We start from the raw sequence: 15,348 nt of genomic DNA, 5'->3' as shown, positions 1-15,348 counted from the left end.
AAAGGCCCCGGTGTGGTTCACCGGGGCCCTCATATTTTCCGAAATGACGCAACGCCTTAGGCCAGGGTGCCCTCGGTGGTCAGCGTCAGCTTGCCGCCGAGGTAGGGGGCCAGAACCTCGGGCAGGCGGACAGAGCCGTCTTCCTGCTGGCCGTTCTCCAGCACGGCGATCAGGCAGCGCCCGACCGCCAGGCCCGAGCCGTTCAGCGTATGGACGAACTGCGGCTTGCCACCCTCGGCGGGCTTGAAGCGAGCGTTCATCCGCCGCGCCTGGAAGTCGCCGCAGACCGAGACCGAGGAGATCTCGCGGTAGGTGTTCTGACCAGGCAGCCAGACCTCGATGTCGTGGGTGCGCCGGGCGCCGAAACCGATGTCGCCGGTGCAGAGCGCCATGGTGCGATAGGCCAGGCCCAGCTTCTCGAGGATGCCCTCGGCGCAGGCCGTCATGCGGTCGAGCTCGGCGCGGGAGTGATCAGGATGGGTGATCGAGACCATCTCGACCTTCTCGAACTGGTGCTGGCGCAGCATGCCGGCGGTGTCGCGGCCGGCCGAGCCCGCCTCGGAGCGGAAGCACTGGGTGTGGGCCACGTAGCGGCGGGGCAGATAGCTTTCCTCGATCACCACGTCATTGACGATGTTGGTCAGCGGCACCTCTGCGGTCGGCACCAGCCACCAGCCATTGGTGGTCTGGTAGCTGTCCTCGCCGAACTTCGGCAGTTGGCCGGTGCCGCGCATCATTTCTTCGCGGACGAGGACCGGGATCCAGGTCTCGGTCAGCCCGTTCTCGTCGACATGGGTGTTGACCATGAACTGCGCCAGCGCCCGGTGAATCCGCGCCACGGCGCCCGAGAGCACCACGAAGCGCGAGCCGGACAGCTTGGCCGCGGTCTCGAAGTCCATGCCGTCCTGCACACCGGCGAGCTCGTAGTGCTCCTTCGGGGTGAAGGCGAACTCCGGGACCGAGCCCCAGCGTTTCATCTCGACGTTCTCGTCCTCGTCGGCGCCATCGGGCGTGTCCTCGGCCGGCAGGTTCGGGATGCCCATGAGCATCTCCGTAAGCTTCGCGTCCAGCTCCTTGGCCTCGGTCTGCATGGCGGCAACCGCCTGCTTCTTCTCGGCCACCAGCGCGCGCAGGCGCTCGAACTCGGCCTCGTCGCCCTTTGCCTTGGCGGCGCCGACCTGCTTCGAGGCGGCGTTCTGCTCGGCCTGGGCGGTCTCGGCGGCCTGGATCTTGGCGCGGCGCTCTTCGTCCAGCGCCAGCAGGGAAGACGAGAGACCCTCCACGCCACGGCGGGACAGGGCGGCGTCGAAACCGGCCGGATTGTCGCGGATGGTGCGGATGTCATGCATGTCTTGCACTCCTTTGGGTCTGAGTCGTGCGGGCCTTATGCCGCAAAAGATTGCGAAAGGGTACAGGGGAGTGACGGGCAAAGGGCGGCTGTGGCAGGCGGGCGCTAGGGAAAGGGCGCAGGGTGGGGGTAAACCCACCTTCGGCAGCCTCCTGTAGGTAGCAAGCGTGCAGCTGGATGTCGCGGTGGCCGGCCGGCGGAAGAGGGCGGGTGGCCCCCGCCCTAAGGCTCCTGGCCGGCCTCGGGGCCTCCGGTCAGAGCGCGGGTCAGATGCGCGCCGGACAGAGTGGCGCCGCGCAGTTCCGCGCCTCTCAGATCAGCCCCGGCGAGCTCGGTGGCGCGCAGCCGCACCCCCTGCAGTTCCGCCTGGCGAAGGTCTGCCCCCTGCAGCAGCGCCGAAGAGAGCTCCGCCCCCTGCAACTCTGCCCCCACGAGCCGCACCCCCTGCATCTGGGCACCGCTCAGATCGGCGTTCCTGAGGTCGGCGCCCGAGAGATCCGGCGCGCCCAGGGCCGCGATGCGGTACATCCGTCGGTGAAACCACTCTGCCTCGTAACTGCGGCGGAGCTGGCCGAGGTAAGCGGCGCAGCGGGGGAAGTCTCCGCCCGCGTCATGACCCGCGCCGGTCTCGCACCAGGGGGTGATCAGGTCGATGCCGAGAGCGGCGGGGGGCTCGATGGGGCCGGACCAGGGGTCGGGGTCGATCTGAGCGCAGACCGGGCCCGGCACCCCGTGGCTGTCACACCAGCCGGGCCAGTCGGCGCGCAGGGCGTCGTCCCAGAGCAGCCAGCCCTCGGGCTTCGGCGTGAAGATGACCCCGGCCAGGTCGGCGCGCGCCAGGGTGAAGGGACGCCGGTTCAGCGGGCTGGCGGCCAGCGCATCGGCCCAGGCGGGGCGGAAGTCCTCCAGCGCGTCCTCGGGGTGATCGCCCAGGCTCTCCATCAGGCCGGTCTGGATCTCGACCGCGCTGTCGATCAGACCATCTCCGGTGGAGGTCCAGGAAAAGAGCGCGATGCCCAGGGCCAGGACCACCGACGCGGCGCGCAGTCCGGGGCTGGGGCTGGGCTCTTCCCCGGCGCGGGCGCCCTGGCGGATGTGATGGCGCAGGTAGACCAGGCTCAGCGCGCTGATCACCAGGCTGATCCAGAGGCAACTGCCGATCACGCCCAGGGTCAGCAGCGGATCGTGGCGCGGCATGGAGCGGGTCCAGAAGAGCAGCAGCGTCAGCGGCGTCGCGGCGAAGATCACCAGCCCCGAGACCACCCCCACGAGCCGGTCAAGCGGCGTGCCGGCGCGGCGCGTGCCATGGCCATAGGCAAAGGCCATGTCGACCACCAGCCAGGGATGGGCCGCCCGCGACAGGGTGGCGGCGTCAAGATCGGTCAGGGCCTCTCCCAGCGTGTCCCAGAGCTTCATCAGCTGCAGGTGCAGGTTGCCGTAGAGCGCCAGGATCAGCGGCGGGGCGACGTAGAAGAGATAGACCGTGGGGATCTCGGCATCGAGGATCGGCAGGGTGGTCTGGCGCGAGGGCAGGAAGAAATCCGCATCCGAGACCGTGGCCAGGGTGATCACCGCGAAGGCGAGGAAGGTCAGCAGCAGGAAGAAAGCCGAGGTGCCCTTGCGCACCAGGGTGTCGATCCGCTGGATCACCGAGGGGGTGCGCATGGGGGCAGGGCCCCTGGCGCGACGGCGGGCCAGCCGGGCCTCGGGCCGGTCGCTGCGGGTCTGGGGCCGGGCCTTGCGGCTCATCGGGCGGGGCGGGGTGTCATCTTCATGGCAAAAGGCTAGGCGCGACAGGGGGATCGGCGCAACAACCTTGCACCCGCGCCGGATGCAAGGCGGGCCGGACGGGCAGGGAGGCCACAATGCCGCCGCCACGCCAGTGCTGCGCGGAACAGGCTTTGGCCGGGGCAGGCTTGTCGCGGGCCGTAGGGTGGGTGCGAACCCACCTTTGCCTGACCTGCGGGCTTCGGGGCCGTCGCGCGGGCGACCTGGCGGGGTGGCGGCGGGGGCAAGCGGCCCTGCGGCAGCGAGCATCCCTCCTTGCAATCCCCCCCGGCCACACATAGGTTCCGGCAAAATTCAGCGGGGTTCCCCGCAGACAGATGAAAGAGGACCCTTCATGGAAACCAACGCGATGGCGCAATTCCTGCCGCTGATCCTGATCTTTGCGATCATGTACTTCCTGCTCATCCGGCCGCAGCAGAAGAAGATGAAGGAACACAAGGCCATGGTCGAAGGCGTGCGTCGCGGCGACCAGGTGATCACCCAGGGCGGGATCATCGGCAAGGTGTCCAAGGTCAAGGAAGACGGCGAGATCGAGGTCGAGATCGCCGAGGGCGTGAAGGTCCGTGTCATCCGCTCCACCCTGGCGCAGGTCGTCTCCAAGACCGAACCCGCCGAGGCGAAGTAAGGCCCCGAAGGCTAACCCGAGGAAGGGGCCAAGATGCTGCAAATCGAGACGTGGAAACGGGTCCTGATCTGGGGGCTTGTCGCCCTCGGTCTGCTCTTGGCCCTTCCGAACGGCTTCTACGGACGCGTGGAAGCCTATAACGACAAGGTCGCGGCCCAGGCGGGCGACAGCACGGGCGTCGAGGGATGGCCTGGCTTCCTGCCCTCCGGCCTGGTGAACCTGGGCCTCGACCTGCGCGGCGGTGCGCATCTGCTCGCCGAGGTGAAGGTCGAAGAGGTCTACCAGACGCGGATGGAAGGGCTCTGGCCCGAGGTCCGCAACCTGCTGCGCGACCACCGGGGCGAGGTCGGCACGATCCGCCTGCAACCCTCTGACGACGGCACCCTCGCGGTGCGTATCGGCGATCCTGCCGGCCTTGACCGCGCGGTCAAGCTGGTGCGGGGGCTGGCGCGTCCGGTCACCTCGCTCACCGGCGCCGGCGCAAGCGACATCGTGGTCAGCGGCGAGGGCGATCTGCTGACCGTTCAGCTCTCCGAGGCCGAGCGCGTCGCCACCGACGACCGCACCGTGCGCCAGTCGCTCGAGATCATCCGCCGCCGTATCGACGAGGTCGGCACGCGAGAGCCCACCATCCAGCGCCAGGGTGCCGACCGCATCCTGATCCAGGTGCCCGGCATCGGCAGCGCGGATGAGCTGAAGGCGATCATCGGCACCACCGCACAGCTCAACTTCCAGCCGGTGGTCACCTCGACCTCGGACCCCGACAGCCGTGTCCCTGCCGGGCAGGAGGTTCTGCCCTCCGCCGACCAGGAGGGTCTCTACTACGTGCTGGAACAGGCCGCCGTGGTCTCGGGCGAGGAGCTGGTCGATGCGCAGCCCTCCTTCGACCAGAACGGCAATGCGGCGGTCTCTTTCCGCTTCAACCCCTCGGGCGCGCGCAAGTTCGGCGATTACACCGCCCAGAACATCGGAAACCCCTTCGCCATCGTGCTCGATAACGAGGTGATCTCCGCCCCGGTCATCCAGGCCCATATCTCGGGCGGGTCGGGCATCATCACCGGCAATTTCACCGTCGAGGAAAGCACCAACCTGGCCGTGCTGCTGCGCGCGGGCGCGCTGCCCGCCGGTCTGGACTTCCTGGAAGAGCGGACCATCGGGCCGGAACTGGGCGCTGACAGCATCCAGGCCGGCAAGATCGCCTGTATCGTCGCCGGTATCGCGGTGCTGGTCTTCATGGGGGCCAGCTACGGCCTATTCGGTCTCTTCGCCAATATCGCGCTGATCCTCAACGTGGGCCTGATCTTCGGCCTGCTCAGCCTCATCGGCGCCACGCTGACCCTGCCGGGTATCGCGGGCATCGTGCTGACCATCGGCATGGCGGTGGACGCCAACGTGCTGGTCTTCGAGCGCATCCGCGAGGAACTGAAGACCGCCAAGGGGCCGGCCCGCGCCATCGAGCTGGGCTATGACCGGGCGCTTTCCGCCATCATCGACGCCAATATCACCACCTTCATCGTGGCGGTGATCCTCTTTGTGCTGGGCTCCGGTCCGGTGCGCGGCTTCGCGGTGACCCTGGGCCTTGGCATCATCACATCGGTCTTCACGGCCATCTACATCACCCGCCTGCTGGTGGTGATGTGGTTCGAACGGGCGCGGCCCAAGACTCTGGAGGTCTGACATGAGGCTGAGACTGGTTCCCCAGGACACCAACTACGACTTCTTCAAGTACCGCTTTGTCACCTTCGGCATCTCGGGCGTGCTCATGGCCGTCTCGCTGGTGCTCTGGCTGGTGGTGGGTCTGAACTTCGGCATCGACTTCCGTGGCGGCACCACCATCCGCACCCAGTCCGAAAGCTCCGTCGAAGTGGCCGACTACCGCGCCGCCATCGACCCGCTTGGCCTGGGCGACGTGGTGATCTCCGAGGTCTTCGACCCCTCCTTCGCCGCCAATGAACACGTGGCGATGATCCGCATCCAGTCCCAGGACGACCAGCAGGCCGTGGCCTCCGACACCATCGCCACCGTCGAGGCGGCGCTGCAGGAGGTCGACCCCTCGATCCGTTTCACCAGCGTGGAAAGCGTCGGGCCCAAGGTCTCGGGCGAACTGATCCGCACGGCCGTTCTGGCGGTCGGCGCGGCGCTGGCGGCGATCCTCTTCTACATCTGGCTGCGCTTCGAATGGCAGTTCTCGCTGGGGGCGGTCTTCGCGCTGTTCCACGACGTGATCCTGACCATCGGCATCTTCTCGGCGCTGCAGATCCGCTTCGATCTGGCGACCATCGCGGCGCTGCTGACCATCATCGGCTATTCGATCAACGATACCGTGGTGATCTTCGACCGCCTGCGAGAGAACCTGAGGAAGTACAAGCAGAAGGCGCTGATCGACGTGATGAACCTCTCGGTCAACGAGACCCTGAGCCGGACCATCATGACCTCGGGCACCACGCTGATCGCCCTGATCGCGCTGCTGGTGCTGGGCGGCGACGTGATCCGCAGCTTCGTCTTCGCCATCACCTGGGGCGTCGTGGTCGGCACCTATTCCTCGGTCTACGTGGCCAAGAACGTGGTGCTCTGGCTGGGCGTGAAACGCGACTGGTCCAAGCCCTCGGGCGGTGCCGGTACGCAATTCGCCAATATCGACGCCTGAGATGGCCGACATGATCGGCGAGGGCCTCATCCAGGCCCTCGCCACACCCGGACTGCCATGGCTTCTGCTGACCTGCCTGGTGGCCGGTGGCGTCCGGGGCTTCGCGGGCTTCGGCTCGGCGCTGATCATCATGCCGGTCGCCGGCATCTTCCTGCCTCTTCCCTATGCAATCGTGGCCATGATGGGCATGGGCGTGCTGTCCTGGCCCGTCATCGTGCCGCGTGCCCTGCGCCAGGCCGACCTGCGCGAGGTGGGCACGCTGGCCCTGGCGGCGGTGGCCGCGGCGCCGCTCGGGCTCTGGCTTCTGGGCTGGCTCGAGCAGGAGGTGCTGCGCTGGTGCGTGACCGGGGTGGCGGGGCTGACCCTGCTGGCACTTGCCACGGGCTGGCGCTACGAGGGCCGGGTCAACTGGCCGGGCCTGCTGGCGGTTGGCGCGGTCGCGGGCGTGCTGGGCGGCACCACCGGGCTGACCGGACCGCCGGTGATCCTCTTCTACCTGGCCGGCGCCGCAGGTGCCGCGGTGGTGCGGGCCAATACCATCGTCTTTCTCGCCCTGCTCGACCTGGGCCTGATCGCCGGCATGTTCTGGCAGGGACGGGTCAGCGCCGATGCCCTCTGGCTGGCGCTGGTGCTGGCTCTGCCCTATGCTGCGGGCACGCTGGCTGGCCAGCGCGCCTTCGCCCCGGACCGCGAAACCGCCTATCGGCGGGTGGCCTACGGGGTGATCGCCCTGGCGATCCTCTCGGGCCTGCCGCTCTTTCAATCCTGACGTCGGAGACCTCCATGGAACTCGTCGAAATCTCCTATGACCACGCGCGCCCCATCGACGGCTACGGACCGGGCTTCATCCGCATCGGCGCCGAGGCCGTGCCCGCGCCGGTCCTCGTGCTGGCCAATTCCACCCGCCCCTGGGGCGGCGAGACCGACACCGACCCGCTGCTAACGCTGGCGGGGGATGTCGATGTGATCCTGCTGGGCACCGGCGCCGAGATGCGCCCGGTTCCCACGGCCCTGCGCGAAGCGCTCGAGGAGGCCGGTATCGGGATCGAGCCCATGGCCACCCCCACGGCCTGCCGCAGCTTCAACGTGCTGCTTTCCGAAGGCCGCCGCATCGCCGCCGCGCTGCTGCCTGTCTGACCTTCTGACCAACCACCGGCCGCGGGCCTCGGGCGGCCCGGACCTGCCTCAGGCGGGCGTATGTCCGGCCCGGTGATGCAAGGGCACGGCGCCCCATGTCATCACCAGGCTGAAAATACTCCCGCCGGAGGCGATCCCCCCGTGCCATCTGCGCCAGATCAAGGACAGGGGGTGCCCTCGTGGCGTCTTTTGCGCGGCAGCGGAACGGGTTAAGGGTTTCACATGGATATGCGCGTCAAAGATCTCTGCGTCGCCCGTGGCGGCGTGGCCCTGCTGGAGGGCGTCAGCTTCACGCTGGCGCCGGGGCAGGCGCTGATCCTGCGCGGGCCCAATGGCTCGGGCAAGACGACGCTGCTGCGCTGCCTTGCCGGGCTGCAGGACCCGCGCGGCGGAGAGATCGGCTTCGACCGCGAGCTCGCTGCCTATGGGGCCCATGCGGATGGCCTGAAGGCGCAGATGAGCGTGACCGAGAACCTGACGTTCTGGGCCGCGGTACACGGGCTGTCCGATATCGCCCCGGCGCTGGCGGCCTTCGACCTGGAAGCGCTGCGCGACCGCCAGGCGGGGATGCTCTCGGCCGGGCAGAAGCGCCGGCTGGGGCTGGCGCGGATGATGGTGACGGGCCGGGCGCTCTGGCTGCTGGATGAGCCGACGGTCTCGCTCGACGCGGCCTCGGTCGCGCTCTTCGCCGAGGCCGTGCGGGCGCATCTGGCGGGCGGCGGCATGGCGGTGATCGCCACCCATATCGACCTTGGCCTGCCCGAGGCGGCGGTGCTGGACCTGGGCCCGCTGAAGGCCAGAGCCGAGATGGACGATTTCGACGATGCATTCGGCGGGGCCTTCCTGTGATCGCGCTGCTGAGACGGGACCTGACCCTGGCCCTGCGGGCGGGCGGAGGCTTCGGCCTGGGCCTGGCCTTCTACCTGATCCTCGTGGCGCTGGTGGCCTTCGGCGTCGGACCCGAAGGGGCGCTGCTGGCGCGCATCGCGCCGGGCATCCTCTGGGTCGGCGCGCTGCTGGCCTGCCTGTTGTCGCTCGACCGGATCTTCGCGCTGGACCGCGAGGACGGCTCGCTGGAGCTGCTGGCCACCGCGCCGCTGCCACTGGAAGGCATCGTCACCATGAAGGCTCTGGCCCATTGGATCACCACGGGGCTGCCGCTGGTGGTGGCCGCCCCCCTGCTGGGGCTGATGCTGAACCTGCCGGGACCGGGCTTTGCCTGGCTCTTCGTCTCGCTGCTGATCGGCACCCCGGCGCTGTCCGTGCTGGGCACCTTCGGCGCGGCGCTGACCGTGGGGCTGAAGCGCGGCGGCTTGCTGCTGAGCCTGATCGTCCTGCCGCTCTACGTGCCGACCCTGATATTCGGCGCCGAGGTGGCAAGGCGCGGCGCCGAGGGGCTTGCGGTTCAGACGCCCCTGCTGCTGCTGGCGGGGATCACCTGCGGCACTCTGGCGCTGCTGCCCTTTGCCAGCGCCGCGGTCTTGCGCGTGAACTTGCGATGATGTGAATGTCCCTCGGGACGCCAGGAGGATATGGGAAGCTATGCGCTCTCTCTGGGAATATGCCAATCCGAAGAAATTCATCGAGACCTCGCAGCGGGTCCTGCCTGCCGTGACCTGGGCCTCGGTGGCCTGCCTCGTCGTCGGGCTGATCTGGGGGTTCTTCTTTACCCCCGAGGACTACCGCCAGGGCTCGACCGTGAAGATCATCTACCTGCATGTGCCCTCGGCGCTGATGGCGATCAATGCCTGGTTCATGATGCTGCTGGCCTCGCTGATCTGGCTGATCCGGCGCCACCACGTCAGCGCCCTGGCGGCCCGCGCCGCGGCCCCGATCGGCGCCGTGATGACCATGATCGCCCTCGCCACGGGCGCCATCTGGGGCCAGCCGATGTGGGGCACCTGGTGGGTCTGGGACCCTCGGCTGACCTCCTTCCTGATCCTCTTCCTGTTCTACCTCGGCTACATCGCCCTCTGGGCCGCGGTCGAGGATGACGACACCGCCGCCGACCTGACCTCGATCCTCTGTATCGTCGGATCGGTCTTTGCCGTTCTGTCGCGCTACGCGGTGAACTTCTGGAACCAGGGGCTGCACCAGGGCGCCTCGGTGATGCGCGCGGGCGCGCTGGCGGGCGATACCGAAGAGCGGGTGAGCAATGTCTTCGCCCTGCCGCTCTTCGTCTGCATTGCGGGCTTTGTGCTGCTCTTCGTGGCGCTTGTGCTGCTGCGCACCCAGACCGAGATCCGCGCCCGGCGGATGCGGGCCCTGGTGGCGCGCGAAAGGAGGGGCTGAGATGCCTGAACTTGGAAAATACGCGGCCACGGTGCTGTCGGCCTACGGGGTGTCGCTCCTGCTGCTGCTGGCGCTGACGGGTGTCAGCCTCTGGCGGGCGCGGCGCGTCAGGGCAGAGCTGGCCGAGGTCGAGGCAAGGACGAAGAAATGAAGATCAAACCGCTGATGCTGCTGCCGCCCGTGGCCTTTGCCGGGCTGGCGCTGATGTTCTTCCTCGGCATGCAGCGCGAGGACCCCGACCAGCTGCCGACCGCGCTTGCGGGCAAGCCCGCGCCCGCCGTGGTGGTGACCCCGCTCGGCGATCTGCCGGCCTTCTCGGACGAGACCCTGTCCGATGGCGAGGTCAAGCTGGTGAATTTTTGGGCCTCCTGGTGCGCGCCCTGCCGCATCGAGCACCCGAACCTGATGCAGCTGGCCGAGGCCGAGGGCCTGTCGATCTACGGCGTCAACTACAAGGACAAGCCCGACGCGGCGCTTGGCTTCCTGGCCGAGCTGGGCGATCCCTACCGCGCCATCGGCGCCGACGAGAGCGGCCGCATGGGGCTCAACTGGGGGCTCTATGGCGTGCCCGAGACTTTCGTCATCGACGGCGAGGGCCGTGTCGTCACCCGTTTCGCCGGGCCGATCACCGAACGCGTGCTGGAAAGCACCATCCGCCCGGCCCTGGCCCGCGCCGCGGGGCAATGACACGGGCAATGATACGGGCCGCCAGTCAATCCTGAGACAGGACGGGACGGGGCAGGGAGGCCCCATCCACCTGTCGTTTGGCCTCATGGCAGGGCAGGCGGGACCTAGGCCTTGGCCTCGAAGACCTTCGCCTCGCCTTCCTCCAGCCCCGAAGCCTCCAGTACCGGAAGCCACTCGCCACGGTAGCTGTCCCAGAGCGCGGCCCTGCCGGCCGAGAAGGCCAGCAGCCCGCCGTCGATGATCTCGACCTTCACCAGCTCGCCGCCAAAGCCCATGCCCTCCCAGGAGGAAGAGCGCGGGTCCCAGACCCAGACATCGGTCTCGGAGGCGACATAGATGGTCGAGAGGGTGACGTTGATATCGCTCTTCTGCCCCGGTGTCAGCCGGACGCCGGTGTCCCCGGCCTCGATATCCTGCGGCGCGCCGCTACCGCCGCCGCCGCCCGAGCGGTTGTCCTTGTCGTCCTTGGCCTTGTCTGGCGGATCGGCGGGCTTGGCCTTTGGCCTGGCGCCGGGGCCCACCCCTGCGCCCTTGCGGGGCCTGCCCCTGGCGATGGCCTCCAGTTCGTCCTCCAGCTCTTCGATCTCGCGTTCGGCGGCCTGCTGCGCGGCCTTGCGGATCTGCTTGTCGAGCCCCTCCAGCTTGTCTGCAAGCCGTTGCTCGGCCTCGCCCGCGTCGCCTGGGGGAATGTGCTGACGGGCGATCTTCAGCTTCTCGCGGATGCGCTTGCGTTCGGCCTCGGCCTCGTCGATGCGCCTGATATCCTCGTTGGCCTCGATCTTGGGGTCGCGGGCATTGGCGGGATTGTCTCCGCGAATGCCATGGTTGAGCGCCACCGCCGCGTCCAGCAGCTGGCGAATCTCTGTCCGGGCCTCGGCGTCCAGCTCCTTGATCACGCCGGGCAGGTATTCGCCCAGGTAGTCCTTCAGCGGTTCAGGATCGCCTCCCAGCTCTTCGATTTTCCTGATCTTTTCCTTGATACGGTCGACCTCGTCGGTGACCTCCTGCACCTTGCGCGGCAATGTCGCGGGCATGATCTCCTCCTTCAAATGCTCTTTGAAATAAGGCCGAGGATATCACGAAGGCGCGCCCGGACAGAGCGCTAATCTGCTCAAGGTTGTGCCTGGCGCTACAGGCGGAAGCCGCGCGAGACCGGCAGGATGACCCCGGTGACGCCCTTGGCCTCGGCCAGGAAACGCACGGCCAGGGCGATGTCCTCGGGCGTGGCCAGGCTGCCCAGGGCGGCGTCGGCCTCGAAGAGCGCGATCAGCTCGGGCGGGCGCGGGGCGTGGTCACGCTCGACCGCGCCGGGGGCGATGGCATTGACCCGGATGCCCTGCGGCCCCAGCACCTTGGCATAGCCGCGGGTATAATTCTCGAGCGCCGCCTTCGAGGCGCCATAGGTCAGCGCGCCCGTGGGCGGGAAGGTGGCATTGACCGAGGTGATGTTGATCACCGAGCCGCCCCTTGGCATGAACCGGCCCGCCGCGGCGGTCAGGGCGGCGGGGGCCAGGGCATTGATCCGCATCTGCCGCTCGGCCGATGCCATGTCGAAACCCAGCGGATCTTCCTCCTCCACCGAGCCCGCGGCATTGACCAGCAGATCAAGGCGCGGGCTCAGCGCCTGCACCTGCCGCATCAGCGCCTCGGGCGCCCCGGCCTCGGCCAGGTCGCAGGGCAGGGCCTGGGCCTCGGGCAGCTCGGCGGCAAGCGCCAGGGCGGCGGCTTCGGCGCCGAGATAGGTGAAGAGCACGCGGTGGTCGCGGGCCAGCTCGCGGGCAATCGCCGCGCCGATGCCGCGCGCGCCGCCGGTGATCAGGGCTGTGGGTCTTTCGTCTGTCATCCGGGAAGAAGACATGCTGCCGGGCGAAAGCGCAACCCGCGCATCACCAGGCTGAAAGTACTCCGGGGGAGTCTCCGGCACGGAGACGGGGGCAGAGCCCCCTGCGCGCGCGCCCCAAACGGGAAAGGGCGCCCGAGGGCGCCCTTTCTGCATCGCTCAAGCTGAAGATCAGCTCTTGGCGAGGTCACGCAGCACGTAGTGCAGCACGCCGCCGTGTTCGATGTATTCCTTCTCGATCGCGGTATCGATCCGGCACTTCAGGGTGATCTCCTTCTTGGAGCCGTCGCCCATGGTGATGGTCGCCGGAACTTCCTGCAGCGGGGTCACCGTCTCGAGGCCCAGGATGTCGACGGTCTCGTCGCCCTTCAGGCCCAGGGACTTGCGGCTGTCACCGCCGGTGAACTCGAAGGGAATGACGCCCATGCCGACCAGGTTCGAGCGGTGGATGCGCTCGAAGCTCTCGGCGATCACGGCCTTGACGCCCAGCAGGTTGGTCCCCTTGGCCGCCCAGTCACGGGAGGAACCCGCGCCGTATTGTTCGCCACCGAAGACCACCAGCGGCGTGCCGGCTTCCTGGTAGGCCATGGAGGCATCGTAGATCGAAGCCTGCTCGCCCGAGGGCGCCAGGGTGTAGCCGCCTTCGACACCGTCCAGCATCTCGTTCTTGATGCGGATGTTGGCGAAGGTGCCGCGCATCATCACCTCGTGGTTGCCGCGACGCGAGCCGTAGGAGTTGAACTCGCGCACCGGAACCTGGCGCTCCAGCAGGTACTTGCCTGCCGGGGTGGTGTCCTTGAAGGAACCGGCCGGAGAGATGTGGTCGGTGGTGATCATGTCACCGAGGATGGCCAGGACCTTCGCGCCCTGGATGTCCTTCACCGTGCCCGGCTCGGCACCCATGCCCTGGAAGTAGGGCGGGTTCTGGATGTAGGTCGACGACGCCGGCCAGTCGTAGGTCTCGCCACCCGAGACTTCCACGGCCTGCCACTTCTCGTCGCCCTTGAAGACGTCGGCGTACTTGGACTGGAACGCCTCGCGGGTGACGACCTTTTCGACCAGCTCCGCGATCTCGGCATCCGAGGGCCAGATGTCCTTCAGGTAGACATCCTTGCCGTCCGGCGTCTGGGCGATCGGGTCGTTGGCCAGGTCGATGTTCATGTCACCGGCCAGGGCGTAGGCCACCACCAGCGGCGGCGAGGCCAGGTAGTTGGCGCGCACATCGGGAGAGATACGGCCCTCGAAGTTGCGGTTGCCCGACAGCACCGAGGTGGCGATCAGGTCGTTGTCGTTGATCGCTTTGCTGATCTCGGGCTGCAGCGGGCCCGAGTTGCCGATGCAGGTGGTGCAGCCGTAGCCGACCAGGTTGAAGCCGATGGCATCCAGGTGCTCGGTCAGGCCGGCGGCGTCCAGGTACTGGGTGACGACCTGCGAGCCGGGGGCCAGAGAGGTCTTCACCCAGGGCTTGCGATCAAGGCCCAGCTCATGCGCCTTCTTGGCCACAAGGCCCGCGCCGATCAGCACGTAGGGGTTCGAGGTGTTGGTGCAGGAGGTGATCGAGGCGATGACGACGGAGCCGTCGTTCAGCTCGTAATCCTCGCCGTCGACCTTGGCGGTCTTGTAGAAGGAGCGGGGCTTGGTTGCCACGGGGCCTTCGTCGGCCATTTCCTTGGCTTCCTCGGACATGTCCACGCCGCGGAAGTCGGCCACGACCTTCTCGAAGGCGGGTGCGGCGCCGGTCAGGGCCACGTAGTCCTGCGGACGCTTCGGACCCGAGATGGCGGGCACGATGTCGTTCATGTCCAGCTCGAGGGTCGAGGAGTAGACGGGATCGTAATCGGCGGTGCGCCAGAAACCGTTTTCCTTGGCATAGGCTTCGACCAGCGCGATGCGGTCCTCGTCGCGGCCGGTCTGACGCAGGTAGCGCAGTGTCTCGTCGTCGATCGGGAAGAAGCCGCAGGTGGCGCCGTACTCGGGCGCCATGTTGGCGATGGTGGCACGCTGTGCCAGCGGCAGGTTGTCGAGGCCGGGGCCGTAGAATTCGACGAACTTGCCGACCACGCCATGGGCGCGCAGCATTTCGACGACCTTCAGCACCAGGTCGGTGCCGGTGGTGCCTTCGACCATGGCGCCGGTCAGCTTGAAGCCGACGACCTCGGGGATCAGCATCGAGATCGGCTGGCCGAGCATGGCCGCCTCAGCTTCGATACCGCCAACACCCCAGCCCAGGACGGCTGCGCCGTTGACCATGGTGGTGTGGGAGTCGGTGCCGACGAGGGTGTCCGGGTAGGCCACTTCGTTGCCGTCCTGGTCCTTGTCGGTCCAGACGGTCTGGGCCAGGTATTCCAGGTTCACCTGGTGGCAGATGCCGGTGCCCGGCGGCACGACGCGGAAGTTCTCGAACGCGGTCTGGCCCCACTTGAGGAAGGTGTAGCGCTCCATGTTGCGCTCGTACTCGCGGTCCACGTTCATCTGGAAGGCGCGCGGGTTGCCGAATTCGTCGATCATGACCGAGTGGTCGATGACCAGGTCGACGGGGACCAGCGGGTTGATCTTCTTGGCGTCGCCACCAAGCGCCTTGATGCCGTCACGCATGGCGGCCAGGTCGACCACGGCCGGAACGCCGGTGAAGTCCTGCATCAGCACGCGCGCGGGGCGGTAGGCGATTTCCTTGGGGTTCTTGCCACCAAGCTTGCCCCAGTCGGAGAAGGCCTTGATGTCGTCGACGGAGACGGTCTTGCCGTCTTCGAAACGCAGCATGTTCTCCAGCACCACCTTCAGAGCGGCAGGCAGATTGGAAAACTCGCCGAGCCCGGCAGCTTCGGCCGCGGGGATCGAGTAATAGGCAATGCTCTGGCTACCGACCGTCAGCGTCTTGCGCGTCTTGGCGGTGTCCTGTCCGACTACGATGGGCATGGAGATGGCTCCCTTCCAATGGAGATGAGGGGTTCGTGCTGACCTGCTTCTGCCTTAAAGCCCCGGAC

15 protein-coding genes are annotated in these 15,348 nt (G+C 67.8%); 10 read left to right on the top strand and 5 right to left on the bottom strand.

Annotated features, from left to right (window positions below; translation table 11 throughout):
• Positions 1-56: 56 nt before the first annotated feature.
• Positions 57-1,349 (bottom strand): serine--tRNA ligase, encoded by a 1,293-nt coding sequence (gene serS, locus CRO50_RS16100; protein WP_097146943.1) that lies wholly within the window; start codon positions 1,347-1,349, stop codon positions 57-59.
• Positions 1,350-1,570: 221 nt separating this feature from the next.
• On the bottom strand, positions 1,571-3,097 hold the full coding sequence (locus CRO50_RS16095) for a pentapeptide repeat-containing protein (protein WP_097146942.1): 1,527 nt from the start codon (positions 3,095-3,097) through the stop codon (positions 1,571-1,573).
• A 373-nt stretch (positions 3,098-3,470) separates the two neighbouring features.
• On the opposite strand from CRO50_RS16095, the gene yajC reads away from it, so the two are divergent.
• The 10 genes from yajC to CRO50_RS16045 all read left to right on the top strand — a co-directional run bounded on the left by yajC (position 3,471) and on the right by CRO50_RS16045 (position 10,524).
• Positions 3,471-3,761, top strand: a complete 291-nt coding sequence (gene yajC, locus CRO50_RS16090) for a preprotein translocase subunit YajC (RefSeq protein ID WP_097146941.1) — start codon at positions 3,471-3,473, stop codon at positions 3,759-3,761.
• Positions 3,762-3,794: 33 nt separating this feature from the next.
• Positions 3,795-5,438 carry a protein translocase subunit SecD gene (gene secD, locus CRO50_RS16085; RefSeq protein ID WP_097146940.1) on the top strand — a complete coding sequence of 548 codons (1,644 nt, stop codon included), beginning with the start codon at positions 3,795-3,797 and terminating at the stop codon, positions 5,436-5,438.
• A 1-nt stretch (position 5,439) separates the two neighbouring features.
• Complete coding sequence (gene secF / locus CRO50_RS16080; protein ID WP_097146939.1) at positions 5,440-6,408, top strand: protein translocase subunit SecF; 969 nt, start codon at positions 5,440-5,442, stop codon at positions 6,406-6,408.
• 1 nt (position 6,409) lies between these two features.
• The gene (locus CRO50_RS16075) at positions 6,410-7,177 is read left to right on the top strand and encodes a TSUP family transporter (RefSeq protein ID WP_232617807.1); all 768 of its coding nucleotides are present in this window, start codon (positions 6,410-6,412) and stop codon (positions 7,175-7,177) included.
• Between the two features lie 14 nt (positions 7,178-7,191).
• Complete coding sequence (locus tag CRO50_RS16070) at positions 7,192-7,545, top strand: Mth938-like domain-containing protein (protein ID WP_097146938.1); 354 nt, start codon at positions 7,192-7,194, stop codon at positions 7,543-7,545.
• 222 nt (positions 7,546-7,767) lie between these two features.
• Positions 7,768-8,394 (top strand): heme ABC exporter ATP-binding protein CcmA, encoded by a 627-nt coding sequence (ccmA, locus tag CRO50_RS16065; protein ID WP_097146937.1) that lies wholly within the window; start codon positions 7,768-7,770, stop codon positions 8,392-8,394.
• Positions 8,391-9,047: a heme exporter protein CcmB gene (gene ccmB, locus CRO50_RS16060; RefSeq protein ID WP_097146936.1), complete on the top strand. Its 657-nt coding sequence runs from the start codon at positions 8,391-8,393 to the stop codon at positions 9,045-9,047. Before ccmA ends, ccmB begins: the two co-directional genes overlap by 4 nt.
• Positions 9,048-9,087: 40 nt before the next feature.
• Positions 9,088-9,837, top strand: a complete 750-nt coding sequence (locus CRO50_RS16055; RefSeq protein WP_097146935.1) for a heme ABC transporter permease — start codon at positions 9,088-9,090, stop codon at positions 9,835-9,837.
• A gap of 1 nt (position 9,838) precedes the next feature.
• Positions 9,839-9,988, top strand: a complete 150-nt coding sequence (gene ccmD, locus CRO50_RS16050; protein WP_097146934.1) for a heme exporter protein CcmD — start codon at positions 9,839-9,841, stop codon at positions 9,986-9,988.
• A complete protein-coding gene (locus CRO50_RS16045; RefSeq protein WP_232617806.1) occupies positions 9,985-10,524 on the top strand; it encodes a DsbE family thiol:disulfide interchange protein in 540 nt (179 codons plus the stop codon). Before ccmD ends, CRO50_RS16045 begins: the two co-directional genes overlap by 4 nt.
• A 104-nt stretch (positions 10,525-10,628) precedes the next feature.
• Here CRO50_RS16045 and CRO50_RS16040 read toward each other — a convergent pair whose 3' ends face one another.
• From CRO50_RS16040 to acnA, 3 genes are all read right to left on the bottom strand, one after another.
• Positions 10,629-11,558, bottom strand: a complete 930-nt coding sequence (locus CRO50_RS16040) for a hypothetical protein (protein WP_143516945.1) — start codon at positions 11,556-11,558, stop codon at positions 10,629-10,631.
• A 95-nt stretch (positions 11,559-11,653) separates the two neighbouring features.
• On the bottom strand, positions 11,654-12,367 hold the full coding sequence (locus tag CRO50_RS16035) for an SDR family NAD(P)-dependent oxidoreductase (protein ID WP_097146932.1): 714 nt from the start codon (positions 12,365-12,367) through the stop codon (positions 11,654-11,656).
• Between the two features lie 168 nt (positions 12,368-12,535).
• Entirely contained in the window at positions 12,536-15,280 is a 2,745-nt protein-coding gene (acnA, locus tag CRO50_RS16030; protein WP_097146931.1) for an aconitate hydratase AcnA, read from the bottom strand.
• Positions 15,281-15,348: the final 68 nt, after the last annotated feature.

Source organism: Pseudooceanicola antarcticus (genome assembly GCF_900215355.1).
Classification (GTDB): Bacteria; Pseudomonadota; Alphaproteobacteria; order Rhodobacterales; family Rhodobacteraceae; genus Pseudooceanicola; species Pseudooceanicola antarcticus.
Note: the sequence above shows the minus strand (reverse complement) of the source record. Positions and strands in the feature narration are given on the sequence as shown.